This is a genomic window from Chromobacterium sp. IIBBL 290-4 (assembly GCF_024207115.1).
In the GTDB taxonomy this organism is placed as follows: domain Bacteria; phylum Pseudomonadota; class Gammaproteobacteria; order Burkholderiales; family Chromobacteriaceae; genus Chromobacterium.
In genome coordinates this window covers 1,835,674-1,851,141 of sequence record NZ_CP100128.1, presented here as the reverse complement: position 1 = coordinate 1,851,141, position 15,468 = coordinate 1,835,674, and the positions used below count along the sequence as shown (strand labels likewise).

Genomic DNA, 15,468 nt, shown 5'->3' with positions numbered 1-15,468 from the left:
GCCGGACTCTGTGACGAAGGAGTCAACGTGGACGTCTATATCGGCACTATCATCCCCTTTGCCTTTGACTACCCGCCAATGGACTGGTCGCAATGTCAGGGTCAAACGCTGCAAGTCAGCCAGAATCAAGCCTTGTACGCCGTCATCGGCAATCATTACGGCGGCACGCCGCCGACTACCTTCCAGTTGCCCAATTTGTGCGGCCGCACGCTGATCAGCACCGGTCCGGCTCAACCCACCTACAACTTGCCGTCCTACGCCATCGGCAACTTCGGCGGCCAACAGACCGTCGCGCTGCTCACCGCCAACATGCCGCTGCACAATCACGGCACGTCCGCCGTGAATGTCAGCTTCCAGGCGACGACCGTGCCGAACCCCACAACACCGGCCAGCGCGCCCAGCGCCGGCAACCCCTATCTTGGCGCTTCCGGCGGCGGCACCGGCCTCGCCACCATCTGGAGCCAGCAGCTGGAAAGCCCGGTCACCGTCAAGGGCCTGGGCCTGAGCGGCAATACCGATGTCGCCGGCGGCAACACTCCGGTCAGCGTGCTCAACCCCTACCTGGCGCTGAATTTCTGTGTCGCCGTGCAAGGGCTGTTCCCGACTCGCCAATAGTCGCTCCGATGGCGGCGCGCTTGCCGCGCGCCGCCTCGCACAGTCAAAGGAATTTTCATGCTGGATAAGCTGCGCAGCGAAGACTTCGCCCCGCTGATAGGAAAGAATTGCACTTTCCGCGTGCTACAAATGCCGGATGTGGAGCTGCGGATTCAGAGCATCCGGGAGAAGCCCTTGTCCCAAGTGCCCGGCAGAGAAGGACAATACCGCACGCCATTCGTGGTGGAAATGGTGGCGGCAGGCGAGGCGCAACTTGTCGACGCCGTGGGCCAGTTAAGCCTGCCCCAAACCGATAGCCAGCAGCAACGGACGCTGGAAAATGTCTGGATCAGCCGTACCGGCGCCATGGGCCGGGACCGCGACTTCAGCTATTTCCAGTTGACGTTCAATTAACGACCGCCCAGCCCAGGGCCGGCCCAAGCCGGCCCCGCAAGCCAGCTGGCATCAGCCGGCGCCCACCATGATATTGCGCCGCCCCGGATACCACACCAGCTTGTCCGCCATGGTTCCGGTCTCTTCCAGCGTAAATCCCAGCGCCTGATACACCCTCCGCGCCTCGGGATTTTGATGCCACACCACCACGGCCAATGGACAGCCGACCTGCTGCGCCGCCTGTTGCAAACCTTGCAACACCACCTTGCCGAACCCATGCCCACGCGCTTCCGGCAGCATCGCCAAAAACAGGATGCGCACTTCGTTGTGGCCGAAATCCACCATCACCGCCCCGACCGGCGCGCCCAGCTTCTCGACCATGAAATGCATGGCATTGGGATGCTGGCTTCCCGCGCCAAACTGCATGGCCTGGAACTGCTGGCGCTGCACCTGATCGATCAATTCTTGCTCGCCGTCTATCCACAGCAAATCCGGACGCGCGCTGCGATAGATGCGCTCCACGCAGGGCATGTCTCTTGGCTGCGCCGGCCGCAGCGACAAGCCCTGAGCCAAGTCGGAAAAATTCAGTTCTGCTGACACGCGGTTCTCCTTATTTTCAGCCACTGGCCACATCATGCGGATGGCGGTTCTCGATGATCTGTCCCCTACAAGCCCGCCTCCCGCTCCAATATCGCGGCGACATGCCGCCAGCCTCGCTGCAGCAGGCTGTAGCGCTCGCCGCTCAACCTAGCCACCCCCAGCATCTCTCTCAAGGGCGCGGCGCGATGGCCACAATCCTCCAAGCGGACCCGGAACACCGCCGCCAACGGCACCAGTCCATGCTCGCGCTGCTCCACCGGGATGGGGCCGCCATACAGGGAAGCCATCAACGGCTGGTCCAGCGTCGCCAGATTGAGCCTGTCTATCGGCCCCAGCCGGCATCCCACCGAGGCCTCGCCGCTGTCGGCGACAAAACGGGCTTGAGCGCCCGGATGCAGGCCATCGAGCGCGTCCTCATCGACGAAAGCCTCGCCCTTGACTCCTTCCCGCCCCACCACATCCAGCAAATGCTCGCCATCGGCCAGCGCGGTTCCCTGGCGCAGGGCGTCGCTGACATCGGCCACCCGCCCGGCGAAAGGCGCGGTCAGCGTCAGCCGCTGTTTCTGCTTTTGCAGGCTCTCCACCTGATCGCGCGCCGCGCGCCACTCTTCCGCCAGCGCCGTGCCCTGCTGTTGCAATTCAGCATTGAACGACTGCTGGGCCACCTGCCAAGCCAGATGGCTCTCGATCACGCCGGCCTGCGCCAGCGCCAGCTCCAGCTCAGGCGACGCCAGCCTGGCCAGCTCTTGTCCCTGGCGCACACTATCGCCCTCTTTCACCATCACCTGCCTGACCTCGGCCGCGGCCGGCGCATACAAGCCCTGCCACTGCGCCGCGCCCAACACCGCGGGGCTGGACACCCGGCTTTGCCAAGGCAATAGCAGCGCCAAGACCAACAAGACCGCAAGCGTCGCGCTGCGGCGGGTTTCCCGCCGCCACTGCAGTTCGCCGCGCCTCCGCCGCCACACTTGCAACTCGGCGACGATGGGCCGGACGATGAACCAGCCCAATTCCACCATCAGCAGCATCAAGCCCAGGGCCTTGAAGAACATGTGATACACCAACAACGCGATCGAAGTGAACAACACCAGTCTATATAGCCAGGTCGCCCAGGCGAACAGGATCAGCCCGCGCCGGCGCGCTTCCGGAAAATACTCGGGCACCGGATCGTCCAGCCCCAATATCAGGCTGCGCATGCGCCAGCGAGCCAGCGCAAAGGCGCGGGCGTGCAAATTGGGCACACCTAGCCAGTCAGCCAATAAGAAATAGCCGTCGAAACGCATGAAGGGGCTGGAGTTGATCGCCAGCGTCGCCAGCCAGGTCGTCGTCGCCAGCATGAATGCGCCTGCGCGCAAAGGGCCCTCGGGCAGAAAACACCAGGCCAGGGTGGCGCCAGCGGCCAGCGTAAGCTCCGCCAGCATGCCGGACGCGCCTATCAGCAAACGCTGCCGCCGCGAAGGCAGCTTCCAGGCGTCATTGGTATCGGTGTACAGCACCGGCACCATCACCAGGAAAGCCATCCCCATCGCCGGCACCCGACAGCCGAAATGGCGCGCCGTCAGCGCATGGCCCATTTCATGCAGTATCTTGGCCAAGCTGAGCGAAACGGCGATGCCGGCCGCCGCGCCCCAGCCGCCGTAAGCGGAAAAGGTATGAGTGAACTCATCCCAGCGCCGGGAGACCAGGCTCAAGCCCAGCGCGGCCATCCCGGCCACCACCCACCAGAAAACCGGCCGGTACAACACGCCCAGCCAAGGCAATATCCGGTTGAGCGCCGCCTCGGGCCGAATCAGCGGGATACGGAAAAACAGATAGTTCTTCAGCAGCCACATCGCTTTTCCCGGCCGGTTCGCCTGGTGTATGCGCCACAGCCAGTTGCACTCGGCCACGCTGGGCGCCTGCAGCAACTGATGCATCTGCAAAAAGCGCAGCAGCTGCTCCAGGTCCTCTTCGGCCACATGCAAGGTGGTTTCGCTGTTGACGGATGCCAGGACGGCGTCCACATCGCCCAGCGGCCAACGCGACAGCAGCTCGAAGCTGGCCCAGCCGAGCTGATAAAAACGATTGGCCGCCGGATCATGCAGCATCCAGCAGGGCGAGCCATCGGCTTGCGTCGGGCCGTCATGCAGGGTCAATTCTTGACGCAAAGCCGGCAGGGCGCGGATTTGCATAGGCTTACCACCCCAGCCATTGGCGCGCCGCCGTCAAGGGCCGGCGCAAGGCGTAATAGGTCAAGGGCACCCAGTCGCCATAGACTCTGGCGGTTCCCATCTGGCCCAAGGCCGGCAAACGCTGCTCCGGATCAAACCTCGCCTGCAGGCGATACGCCAGCATATTGCCCTCCGCCGGCTCCGCCTTGTAAGCCACTCTCAACAAAGTGGCGCCATAGGAATGGAAGGGCGAAGAGTTGGGGTACAAGGTCACCTGGCTGCCCGGCGACAATGAGAGCGCCTCTCCGGCCGGCAGCCAGGCGGTCAACTCCACCTTGGCCGGATCGGCCAGCGTCATGACCTTTTCCCCTACCGCCACGGCTTTGCCTTGCCAGTCATTGCGGTCGGAGAACACCACCACGCCATCGGCGGGCGCCACCACATGCAGGCGTTTCAGCTCCCGACCGGCAAAATCGGCGCTGATATCCTTCTCCTCCAGCTTGGCTTTCTCCTGGGCCAGGGCCAGCTTGCCCTTGTCGTCGGTCAAGGCCAGCTGGGCGCTGGCGCGGAAGCTCTCCTCGGCGGCCTGCGCCTCCTGCCGGGCCAGTTCGAACTGGCCGGTCAGCGCCGTGGCGTCCAGATCGAACAAAGCGGCGCCGCGCTTGACCGGCTGATTCGGCAACACCGCCACTTTGTCGATGACGCCCGCCACCGGCGCGCGCAACAGCATGGGGTCGCTGGGCACCACCTCGGCCTTGGCCAGCACGCTCAGCCGCACCGGGAAGCAGGCCACCGCCAGCGCGATCAGCAGCGCCCGGCGGCGCTTCCCCCCCGGCCTCAGCCAGCCGCGCGCCTCTTCGCGCCAATCGCGCCGCGGGGCGAATGCCTTCAAGGCATGGCCATAGCCGTCGGCCAGTTCTTCCGCCAAACGGATTTCATACTCGCCCCAGGGCATGTCCCTGGCCAGCAGCAAAGCGCCATGCTCGCCCAAGGCCAGCCACAGCCCATGCTCGGGTAGCCATTGCTCCCACTCCGCCGCTTGCTTGTCCGGCAGGCTGCCCGCCTCGCACGCCAAGCTGAGGGCGCCTCCCGCCTGCTTTTGCAGCTGGCGGAATGCTGCCGCCAGCCATTGCAGATAAGGCGCGGTGGGATCGGGCTCTGCCAGACCGGACAAAGCCTCCACATGGCGATGCAGACCCTCGCGCCAGAAAGCGGCTTGCCGGTAAGACAGCAACTGCTGGGTTTCATTGACCATGATGAACCCCAGGCGCGCCGCGCTTTCGGCTTCCCGTCCCCGACGCAACAACTGCAATAATGTGGCCAGTTCCCGACTTCGGTCAGCATGTCCCATAGGCTATTTGAAACTGGCCCAGCCGCTCATGCCGGGCAAGAGGTTGGCGGCTTTGCCGTCGATCACGCCGATGGCGAGTATGGTTTGGGTCACCGGATCGATCTGCGCGCCCAGCCGCTCGACATGAGCGGGAAAGGTCGCGCCCAGCTCGTCCACCGTCACCTTGAACGCGCTGCCGGATTTCAGCGTGGCCAGCCATTTGGACGGCACCAGCATTCTCAGCTCCAGCGAATCGCTGTCGACGATGTCCAGAATCGGGCTGCCGGGATTAACGTACTGATGCACCGCCGCGCTGCGCTTGGCCACCCGGCCGTCAAAGGGCGCGACGATGCTGCATTTGGAAACCAGGGTCTGCGCGTAACTCGCGTCGGCCGCGGCCTCCTTGGCTTTGCCTTGGGCCTGGGTCAGCTCCAGCTTGCCCACCGAGTTGTATTTGGCCAGCTGATTGTTCACCTTCATCAGTTCGCTGGCGGCCTCCAGCGAAGCTTGCGCTTTGCGCAGCTGCGCGCGGTAGCTGCCGCAGTCGAACTCCACCAGGGCCTGACCGCGGCGGAAGCTGCCGCCCTCGACCACCGACAAGGCGGCGATCTTGGCGGCGATCTCTCCGGACAGCGTCACCGCATGGCGCGACATCAGCTGCACCCGGACTCGGCCATCCGCGGCGTTGATGGCGGCTGGCGGCGGCGTGGCGGCCGCAACGCCGCCCGCTGCTCCCATCAACAACACAAAGCAGACGGTCTTCATTGCTTGCCTCCCGCAACCGTGCCTTGCCAGCGGGTTTCCGCGCCCTTGAAGGCCTGGCTCAGTGATTTCAGATCATAGCCCGCTGTCGTTTTGGGCATGGGATCCAGACCCAGGCTGGCGGCCATCTGCCCATAGGCGTTCTGCATGTCGCCATAAGATTGATACAGCCGCAGCGACGAGAAAACCGCGTTGGCGTCCGCCAAAATGCCCTGCAGACGCGCCGAGGCGCCGCTATCCACCGCATTGCGGGTTTGCTCGTAGATGCTTTGATCGACCTTGTTCAGCTCCCGCTCGATCCAGAACTGGCGGGACTTGCCCTGGAAGTCCAGATAGGCGACATGCACCTGGGTCAGCACCGCCATATTGAGCGCCATTCTTTGCGCCTGGTCGACCTGCTTCTGCGCGTCGGCGGCCCGCATGATGGGCCCGGCGCTGAACAGATTGAGCAAATTCCAGCTGAGCCGCAGGCCGGCATCGCTCCAGGAGTTGTTGATCAGGAATTTATTGCTGTCGTAATGCTGCCCCACGCTGAACTCCAGCCCCGGCAGCAGTTTGGCGATGGCCTTGCGCGTCTCCAGGGCGCTGATGCGCTGGCTGTAATGCGATTCGACCACCTCGGGCCGGTTGAGCAAGGCCAGCTCTTCCATCTTGTCCAGATCCACGCCCAAGGCCGGCATGGGCATATCGGACGGCACCGCGATCTGGAAATCTTGCCCCGGCGAGATATTCATGATGGCTGCCAGCCTGGGCTTGGCCTGGGACAAGGCGCTGCGCACGGCCGTCATCTGGCGGATCACATCGAGCAATTGCCGCCGATAGTTCAGCGCGTCCAGCGGCGCACGCAGCTTTTGTTGCTCGACTTGCTTGGCATCGTTCAAGGCCTCTTCAGCCTGTTTCAGCAGCTCGTCGATGCGGCCCTGCAGCTGTTGCGCGCCGGCCGCTTGCCACCACGCCTCGCGCACCTGCTGCATCATTTGTTGCGACACCTTCCGCTTGCGCTGCTCCAGGATCAGCACGCGGTCGGCCTGCTGATGCGCCGAGTAGTAGCTGACGCCGAAATCGAGCACATTCCAGCTGAGGTTCAAATCCGCGGTGCTATCATGCTTCTCGCTGGAGATGGACGGCACCAGCGATTGCTCGCCCGTCGCGACATTCTGCGACGACGAGGCGTTGTCGCGGTTGCGCGCGGTATAGCCCGCCGCCAGGGCCAGCTTGGGCAGCATGTCCAGACTGGACAGGTCCAGCTGCCGCTGCGCCATCGCCTCCTCCATGATCTTGACCCGGTAGTCCAGGTTGTATTTCAAGGCCCGCGCCATCGCTTCCTGCAGCGTGACCGGCGCCGTAATCTTCTCCTGGCTGCCGAACATGGCCTGCCGATCCGCCTCCAGCGTGGCCTTATGCTCAGCCAGGCTGAGCGGCTCAGGCGTGACGGCGCAACCGCTCAACGCCACCGCCACCGCCAATACGGCCAACTTTTTTCCGCCCAATGCCGGGCTTGCTTTCAGAACCGCCTCTCCCATGCTGTTACCCCCCATAAGCTTGATAACAATTCGAGTTGCTCGTCGGTGCCGCGGGTATTGCGATTGACTCAATGCCTAGGCTTGCGCATCCTCCCCTAGCAAAGCCTGCAAACGTTGCAAGAAGGCTTTCTGGCCATGCTCGTCGAATTGCCGGTTCAGCGCCAACTTGCCCGCGGCCGCCTGAGCCGTCCTGCCAGCGGGCACCGTGTTCGTGCGCTGTCCAAAATTCAGCTGGATGTGGCTGTTGCCATGGTGTCCGCTCTTGTCCTGCACCTGAATATTGATCGAGATAGGCTTATTCCAGCCCGCCGGCGCCTGGCCGGTGAACTTGCCGGTCACCGGGTCAAACTTCAGCCAGGACGGCAGCGGCTGGCCATCGCTCTGCCGCGCCACGATGCTCAAGCTGGCGGTCGATTCGCGGGTGATGATGGTGGCTGGCGGCAAGGCGATGCTGAACGACTGTCCGGACACCAAAGGACGCACACCCAGATCCGGATTCACCTGCAAAGCGATGGTCGGATTGGCCGCGACATTGCTGATGAACGTCGGCGCCGCGCCATTGACGTTGTCACTGGTGCCGAAGGTGGGCGTCGAGATGGCTCCTGTGTTGGTCACCGGGTTTTCCGTGACCGTTGTAACGCCTCCTGTCGTCACAACGGGGGTGCCGCTGACCGCCGCCAGCACGATATTGGGGGTGATGGGCGGCAACTGGATGGTGTTGGTGAATGTAGTCGTGGTGCCGACTGTGATCGGTGTGACCGTGCTGGTCGTCGTCACTGGCGTGGATATCTGGTAAGCCGGCGAGTTGACCGGCCCTGCCAGCAGATTGCCTGCCTGATCCGCCACCACGCCGCCCGTGATCGCCACCGACAGCGATCCGCCGCCGCCCACTCCTGACAAGGTGATCGTATAGGTCGTCGCATTCACCTTGGTAACCGATGCAATGCTGCCGGTCACGCCGCTCCCCTCCACCACGGTCAGGTCAGAGGCATCGAAAGAAGCGAGCGGTTTGGAGAACACAACCTGATACGACACGGTGGACGCCGTGGTATCCAAAGTATCATTCGCGGTAAAGCTTTGCACTTTGGGCGGCGCAGTATCGACGGTAATGTTGTAAGCCGTCGATTGGCCGCTGACATTGCCCGCCGCGTCTGTCGCCGTTGCCCGGATGCTGTGGTTGCCATCCGCCAGGCTGCTAGTCAGGTTATAACTCCATGCGCCGCTGCTGTTCGCCGTCGCCGTGCCCACCGACGTGCCGTCGACATACACCGTCACCGTGCTGTTGGCCTCGGCATTGCCGGTAATGGTGGGCTGGTTGGCATTGGTCACACCATCGGTATGGCTGCTGCCGGTGTCTGTCGCCGCGCTCAAGGCCAGGCCTGTAGGCGCGGATGGCGCGCTGGTGTCGATGGTGATGTTGTACGCCGTCGATTGGCCGCTGACATTGCCCGCCGCGTCCGTAGCCGTCGCCCGGATGCTGTGGTTGCCGTCCGCCAGGCTGCTAGTCAGATTGTAGCTCCATGCGCCGCTACCATTCGCCGTCGCCGTGCCTACCGCCGAGCCGTCGACGTAGACCGTCACCGTGCTGTTCGCCTCGGCCGTGCCTTGCACCCTCGGTTCGTTGTCGCTCGTCACGCCGTCGGTATGGCTGCTGCCGGTGTCCGTCGCCGCGCTCAAGGCCAGGCCTGTCGGCGCGGATGGGGCGCTGGTGTCGACGGTGATGTTGTACGCCGTCGATTGGCCGCTGACATTACCGGCCGCGTCCGTAGCCGTCGCCCGGATGCTGTGGTTGCCGTCCGCCAAGCTGCTAGTCAGGTTGTAGCTCCATACGCCGCTGCTGTTCGCCGTCGCCGTGCCTACCGCCGAGCCGTCGACGTAGACCGTCACCGTGCTGTTCGCCTCGGCCGTGCCTTGCACCGTCGGCTCATTATTGCTGGTGACGCCGTCGCTGTGGCTGCTGCCGGTGTCCGTCGCCGTGGTCAAGGCCAAGCCTGTCGGCGCGGATGGCGCGCTGGTGTCGACGGTGATGTTGTACGCCGTCGATTGGCCGCTGACATTGCCCGCCGCGTCCGTAGCCGTCGCCCGGATGCTGTGGTTGCCGTCCGCCAAGCTGCTAGTCAGGTTGTAGCTCCATGCGCCGCTGCTGTTCGCCGTCGCCGTGCCTACCGCCGAGCCGTCGACGTAGACCGTCACCGTGCTGTTCGCCTCGGCCGTGCCTTGCACCGTCGGCTCATTATTGCTGGTGACGCCGTCGCTGTGGCTGCTGCCGGTGTCCGTCGCCGTGGTCAAGGCCAGGCCTGTCGGCGCGGATGGCGCGCTGGTGTCGACGGTGATGTTGTACGCCGTCGATTGGCCGCTGACATTGCCGGCGGTATCGGTCGCCGTCGCCCGGATGCTGTGGTTGCCGTCCGCCAGGCTGCTAGTCAGGTTGTAGCTCCATGCGCCGCTGCCGTTCGCCGTCGCCGTGCCCGCCGCCGTGCCGTCGATATACACCGTCACCGTGCTGTTGGCCTCGGCCGAGCCTTGCACCGTCGGCTCATTATTGCTGGTGACGCCGTCGCTGTGGCTGCTGCCGGTGTCCGTCGCCGTGGTCAGACTACTGACTGTCGGCGCGTTCGGCGCGCTGGTGTCGATGGTGATGTTGTATGCCGTCGATTGGCCGCTGACATTGCCGGCGGTATCGGTCGCCGTCGCCCGGATGCTGTGGTTGCCGTCCGCCAGGCTGCTAGTCAGGTTGTAGCTCCATGCGCCGCTGCCGTTCGCCGTCGCCGTGCCCGCCGCCGTGCCGTCGATATACACCGTCACCGTGCTGTTGGCCTCGGCCGTGCCTTGCACCGTCGGCTCATTATTGCTGGTGACGCCGTCGCTGTGGCTGCTGCCGGTGTCTGTCGCCATCGTCAGGCTGCTGACTGTCGGCGCGTTCGGCGCGCTGGTGTCGATGGTGATGTTGTATGCCGTCGATTGGCCGCTGACATTGCCGGCCGCATCCGTCGCTGTCGCCTTGATGCTGTGATTGCCGTCCGCCAGGACGGACTCGGGACTGAATGTCCACACTCCGCTGCCATTCGCCGTCGTCGTGCCTGCCGCTGTGCCGTCGATATACACCGTCACCGTGCTGTTGGCCTCGGCCGTGCCTTGCACCGTCGGCTCATTATTGCTGGTAATGCCGTCGCTGTGGCTGCTGCCGGTGTCTGTCGCCGTGGTCAGGCTGCTGACGGTCGGCGCGCTCGGCGCGGCGGTATCGATGGCGATGCTATAGGCCGCGGACAAAGAGCTCACATTGCCGGCGGTATCGGTGGCGGTCACCCGCGCGCCATGGTTGCCGTCCGGCAAACTATCCGTCAAAGCATAGCTCCAGGCCCCGCTGCCATTGGCCGTGGTAGTGCCGACCTCGAAGCCATCGACATAAACCGTCACCGTGCTGTTCGCCAAAGCGGTGCCTTGCAAGGTCGGCGTGTTGTCGCTGGTGATTCCGTCGCTGTTGCTGCTGCCGGTGTCGGTCGCCGTCGTCAAGCCAGAGATTGCCGGCGTCGATGGCGTCGCCGTGTCGATGGTGATGCTGTACGCCGTCGATTGGCCGCTGACATTGCCGGCGGTATCGGTCGCCGTCGCCCGGATGCTGTGGCTGCCGTCCGCCAGGCTGCTGGAGATGTTGTAGACCCATGCGCCGGAGCCATCCGCCGTCGTCGTGCCCACCGCTGTGCCGTCGATATACACCGTCACCGTGCTGTTCGCCTCGGCCGTGCCCTTGGCCGTCGGCGTATTGTCGCTGGTGATGCCGTCTACGCTGCTGCTGCCGGTGTCGGTAGCCGTGGTCAGACCCGTCACCACCGGCGCGCTTGGCGCGGCGGTATCGATCACCACGGTATACGACGACGATACGCTGCTATTCACCGAACCGCTGGTTGCCATGGCGGTTATCGCATGGCTGCCGCTGGCGATCGGGTCACTGAAGGCATAGCTCCAAGCGCCGGTGCCGCTGGCGGTGGTGGTGCCCACCGACACGCCGTCCACGTAAATGGTCACCGTGCTGTTGGCTTCGGCCGTGCCCTGCGCGGTCGGCGTATTGTCGCTGGTGATGCCGTCCGAGCTGCTGCTGCCGGTGTCGGTGCCCGCGGTCAAGCCGCTGACTGTCGGCGTCGGCAGCTGGATGGCGATGTTGCGGGTGACCGCCGAGCTGTTCTGCTCGCCATCGCTGACCACAAAGCTGATCACGCGGGTGGCGGTGTTGGGCGAGCCTGAGGTGTCGTTGTACGTTACCGCTTGCAAGGCAGCCTGCCATTGCGCCACGGTCGCCGTCGCGCCGCTGGAGGTCAGCGTCAGCACGCCGGTGCCGCTGTTGTAGCTGGCGACGATGTTGCCGAAGGTGGCGGAGCTGGTGTTGGTGAAGGCCAGCACGTCCTCGCCGCTATGGAAGTTGCCGGTGATCGACACCGTGCCGCTGGCCAGCGTGGTGTTGTCGCGGTCGGACACGGTGATGCCGCTGTCCACCGCCACCGGGGTCGGCGTGCCGCTGAGGGTGTAGCTGCCGCTGGGGCCGGACACCGTGGCGATCGGCGTTTGATCCGTATCCGCCACCGTCACGGTGCGCGTCGCCGCAGTGCTGTTTTGCTGGCCATCGTTGACCACGAAGCTGATGGTGCGGGTGGCGTTGTTAGGCGTGATCGCCGTATCGGTGTAAGTCACCGCGCGGAAAGCGGCCTGCCATTGCGCCACCGTCGCCGTCGCGCCGCTGGAGGTCAGCGTCAACACGCCGGTGCCGCTGTTGTAGCTGGCGCTGATATTGCCGTAGGTGCTGGAGTTGGTGTTGCTGAAAGCCAGCACGTCTTCGCCGCTATGGAAGTTGCCGGTGATGGACACCGTGCCGCTCGCCAGCGTGGTGTTGTCCAGATCGGACACCGTGACGCCGCCGTCTATGGTGACCGGCGTGGACGTGACGTTGTTGCCGGCGGTGAACGAGGCGCTGCCGCCGCTGGCGGTGACGATAGGCGTCTGATCGGTGTCCGCCACCGTCACCGTCTTGGTCGTCGCCGCGCTGTTTTTGGTGCCGTCGTTGACCACGAAGCTGATGGTGCGGGTGGCGCTGTTAGGCGTCACCGCGCTGTCGGTGTACTTGACCGCGCGCAAAGCGGCCTGCCATTGCGCGATGGTGGCGGTGGCGCCGCTGGAGCTCAGCGTCAGCACGCCGGTGCCGCTGTTGTAGCTGGCGGTGATATTGCCGTAGGTGGAGGCGCTGGTGTTGGTGAAGCTCAGCGAGTCCTCGCCGCTGTGGAAGTTGCCGGTGATCGATACCGTGCCGCTCGCCAGCGTGGTGTTGTCGAGGTCGGACACCGTGATGGCGCTGTCCACCGCCACCGGCGTGGAAGAGGTGTTGTTGCCGGCGGTGAAGGCGGTGCTGCCGCCGCTGGCGGTGGCGATAGGCGTCTGGTCGGTATCGGCCACCGTCACCGTCTTGGTCACCGCCGTGCTGGTATTGCTGCTGCCGTCCTGCACCTGGAAGCTGATGGTGCGGGTGGCGCTGTTCGGCGTCAGCGCGCTGTCGGTGTAGGTCACCGCCCGCAGCGCGGCCTGCCATTGCGCGATGGTGGCGGTGGCGCCGCTGGAGGTCAGCGTCAGCACCCCGGTGCCGCTGTTGTAGCTGCCGACGATGTTGCCGTAAGTGGTGGAGTTGGTGTTGCTGAACGCCAGCGCGTCTTCGCCGCTGTGGAAGTTGCCGGTGATCGACACCGTGCCGCTGGCCAGCGTGCTGCTGGCGTTGTCGGTGACGCTGACGCTGCCGTCCACCGCCACCGGCGTGGAGGTGGCGTTGTCGCCGGCGGTGAAGGCCGAACTGCCGCCGCTGGTGGTCAGCAGAGGCGCGTCGCTGATCGCCAGCGTCACGCTAGACGCCGAGCTGGTGCCGCCGCGGCCGTCGTTGACCGTCACCTGCACGGTGCGGGTGGAGGTATTGGGCGTGCCGGCGGTGTCGTTGAAGGTCAGCGCGTTGACCAGCGTGCCCACCCTGGAGGCGGTGGCGTTGCTGTTGAAGTCGACGATCAGATCCTGCCCGCCGCTGCCCACGCCGCTGCTGTCTATGGTGCCGACCGCTACGCCGCCTACCGACACCGTGCTGCCGGAATTGGTGCCGTTGCTGAGTGTGACCGTGCCGGCGGTGCTGATGCCCAGCACGTCCTCGCCGCTATGGCCGTTGGCGGAGATGTGCACCGTCAGGTTGCCGCCGTTGAAGTTCGAAGTATCGCTGTCGCTGACCGTGGCCGCGGTGCCAGTGTCCAGGCTCACCGCGCCGCTGCCGGCGTAATAGGTGTTGCTGTCGCCGTTCAGGTTGCTGATCACCGGCGCGCTGTCCGCCGCCACGGTGACGGTCTTGGTCACCGTGGAGCTGGTGTTGCTGCTGGCGTCGGTGATGGCGAAGCTGAGGGTGCGGGTGCTGGTATTCGGCGACAGCGAGCTGTCCCGGTAAGTCACCGCCTCCAGCGCCGCCTGCCACTGCGCATTGGTGGCGGTGGAACCGCTGGAGGTCAGCGTCAGCACCCCGGTGCCGCTGTTGTAGCTGCCGCTGATATTACCCATGGTGCTGCCGTTATTGGTAAATGCCAGCACGTCCTCGCCGCTGTGGAAGTTGCCGGTAATCGATACCGTGGCGCTGGTTTGGGTCGAGGCCGCGGTATCGCTGAGGGTGATGCCGCTGTCCACCGTCACCGCGTTGCCGTTGCCGGAGCTGTAGGCGCTGCTGCCGCCGCTGGCGGTCAGCGTCGGCCCCGGGAAATGGAAGGTGGTGGCGTTGATGGCGCCGATGCCGAGCAAGCCGGTGATGTTGTGGCCGTTGGCCGCGATCACGCGGAAGGAGTCGATGCCGACGAAATTGCTGTTGCTGGACACATTGAAGGTGACCGGCGAGCCGTCGTTGTCGATGTCGCTGACGCTCTGGCTCAAGGTGGCGCCGGCGACGGCGGAACCGTTCAGATAGCCCACCAGCTGCATGGTGCCGCCGTTGAAGGTGGAATCGTAGCCGTTGATCACCACGGTGATGGAGTTCAGCGTGAACAGGCTGCCGTCGTTGGGCTTGACCGAGAAATAATTGATCTGCTTGACGCCGTTGCTCAGCGCGTCGACGGTTTCCGTGGAGCTCGAACCATCCTTCTCGACGATGATCATCTCGTTCTGACCGTCGCTGTTCGAGTTCATGTTCATGGTGAAATTCCAGCCAAGGTAATTGCTTACCGTCAGCGTGGCGTTGCCGGTGGGCACCACGGTGGTGGAACCGTCCAGCGAATCGAAACTGGTGGTGCCGGAAGTCGGCTGCGTCAGCAGACCGTCATAGCCCGACAGGTCCAGCGTCGCCACGTGCAGCTTGCCGGTGGCGTATTCCAGCGTCCAGTCGCCGCCCAGGCTGGCGGCGCCGGTAAGGTCGGTAGAGCCGGCTGTCACGCGGCCGCTTTCCTGCGCGATCGCATTGACCAGCGCCGCGCCGTCGCTGCCTTCGGCCACATCGCAGCCATACAACAGGATATCGCCCCCCGGACGCAGCGCCTGGCCTATGGTGGCTAGCTCGGCCTGGTAATTCGCCACATTGGCGGTGGTCAGTTCCGTTGTTCCCAGTTGCAGATCATTTTCCTGGCCGTGCGAAATGATATGGATGGCGCCGTAGCCGCTGTGGGTTTGCGCCCACTGCGCGATCTGCGCCAGACCGTCCTTGCTGCTGTCCAGAATCACCACCTGGTAATTGGCCGGCAGCTGCGAGATCAGGCTCTGGTAGTTGACGACGTCGGACTCGACGAACACCACCTGCGGCGCGTTGGCAGCGCTCGCATGGGGATTGCTGTCTCGCAAACTGGCGGCGCCGGCCATGGCCTCGGCAGGGGAAGGGGCGGCCTGAGGCGATGCGGCATTCATCTCGCCATGCCGCTGCAGCGCGGCTGTGACATCATGATGAGAAACGAAGGCGTGTTGCACCGCCTCGGCCACCGAGGCCGCCGCCGCGCCGTCGAACATCATTCTGGGTTCCAGCGCCTGCAACAGCAGACGGTTGACCGGACGCGCAGCCTGCTTGGCCGACTTCCGGCCCGTCGATTTCCACCATGCCATGACCCTTCTCCCGCCTGAGCGCCGGCTGCCA

At 64.7% G+C, this 15,468-nt stretch carries 8 protein-coding genes; 2 read left to right on the top strand and 6 right to left on the bottom strand.

Annotation, left to right across the window (positions count from 1 at the left end):
- Positions 1–27: 27 nt before the first annotated feature.
- Together NKT35_RS08635 and NKT35_RS08630 are read left to right on the top strand one after the other, a co-directional pair.
- A complete protein-coding gene (locus NKT35_RS08635; protein WP_254300602.1) occupies positions 28–615 on the top strand; it encodes a phage tail protein in 588 nt (195 codons plus the stop codon).
- 57 nt (positions 616–672) lie between these two features.
- Positions 673–1,008, top strand: a complete 336-nt coding sequence (locus tag NKT35_RS08630; protein WP_254300601.1) for a hypothetical protein — start codon at positions 673–675, stop codon at positions 1,006–1,008.
- Between the two features lie 51 nt (positions 1,009–1,059).
- On the opposite strand, the gene NKT35_RS08625 is transcribed toward NKT35_RS08630, so the two are convergent.
- From NKT35_RS08625 to NKT35_RS08600, 6 genes are all read right to left on the bottom strand, one after another.
- Positions 1,060–1,587, bottom strand: a complete 528-nt coding sequence (locus tag NKT35_RS08625; RefSeq protein ID WP_254300600.1) for a GNAT family N-acetyltransferase — start codon at positions 1,585–1,587, stop codon at positions 1,060–1,062.
- 65 nt (positions 1,588–1,652) lie between these two features.
- Positions 1,653–3,758 (bottom strand): site-2 protease family protein, encoded by a 2,106-nt coding sequence (locus NKT35_RS08620; protein ID WP_254300599.1) that lies wholly within the window; start codon positions 3,756–3,758, stop codon positions 1,653–1,655.
- Positions 3,759–3,762: 4 nt separating this feature from the next.
- Positions 3,763–4,992 (bottom strand): efflux RND transporter periplasmic adaptor subunit, encoded by a 1,230-nt coding sequence (locus tag NKT35_RS08615; protein ID WP_254300598.1) that lies wholly within the window; start codon positions 4,990–4,992, stop codon positions 3,763–3,765.
- A gap of 99 nt (positions 4,993–5,091) precedes the next feature.
- Positions 5,092–5,832, bottom strand: coding sequence for an efflux RND transporter periplasmic adaptor subunit (locus NKT35_RS08610; RefSeq protein WP_254300597.1), 741 nt, complete (start codon positions 5,830–5,832; stop codon positions 5,092–5,094).
- Positions 5,829–7,352 carry a TolC family protein gene (locus tag NKT35_RS08605; RefSeq protein WP_505190911.1) on the bottom strand — a complete coding sequence of 508 codons (1,524 nt, stop codon included), beginning with the start codon at positions 7,350–7,352 and terminating at the stop codon, positions 5,829–5,831. Before NKT35_RS08605 ends, NKT35_RS08610 begins: the two co-directional genes overlap by 4 nt.
- 75 nt (positions 7,353–7,427) lie before the next feature.
- On the bottom strand, positions 7,428–15,437 hold the full coding sequence (locus tag NKT35_RS08600; RefSeq protein WP_254300595.1) for an Ig-like domain-containing protein: 8,010 nt from the start codon (positions 15,435–15,437) through the stop codon (positions 7,428–7,430).
- Positions 15,438–15,468: the final 31 nt, after the last annotated feature.

Coding starts and splice junctions, on each gene's coding strand:
- NKT35_RS08600 (WP_254300595.1), bottom strand. CDS start 15,437: ATGGCATGGTGGAAATCGACGGGCCGGAAGTCGGCCAAGCAGGCTGCG.
- NKT35_RS08610 (WP_254300597.1), bottom strand. CDS start 5,832: ATGAAGACCGTCTGCTTTGTGTTGTTGATGGGAGCAGCGGGCGGCGTT.
- NKT35_RS08620 (WP_254300599.1), bottom strand. CDS start 3,758: ATGCAAATCCGCGCCCTGCCGGCTTTGCGTCAAGAATTGACCCTGCAT.
- NKT35_RS08615 (WP_254300598.1), bottom strand. CDS start 4,992: ATGGTCAATGAAACCCAGCAGTTGCTGTCTTACCGGCAAGCCGCTTTC.
- NKT35_RS08605 (WP_505190911.1), bottom strand. CDS start 7,352: ATGGGAGAGGCGGTTCTGAAAGCAAGCCCGGCATTGGGCGGAAAAAAG.
- NKT35_RS08630 (WP_254300601.1), top strand. CDS start 673: ATGCTGGATAAGCTGCGCAGCGAAGACTTCGCCCCGCTGATAGGAAAG.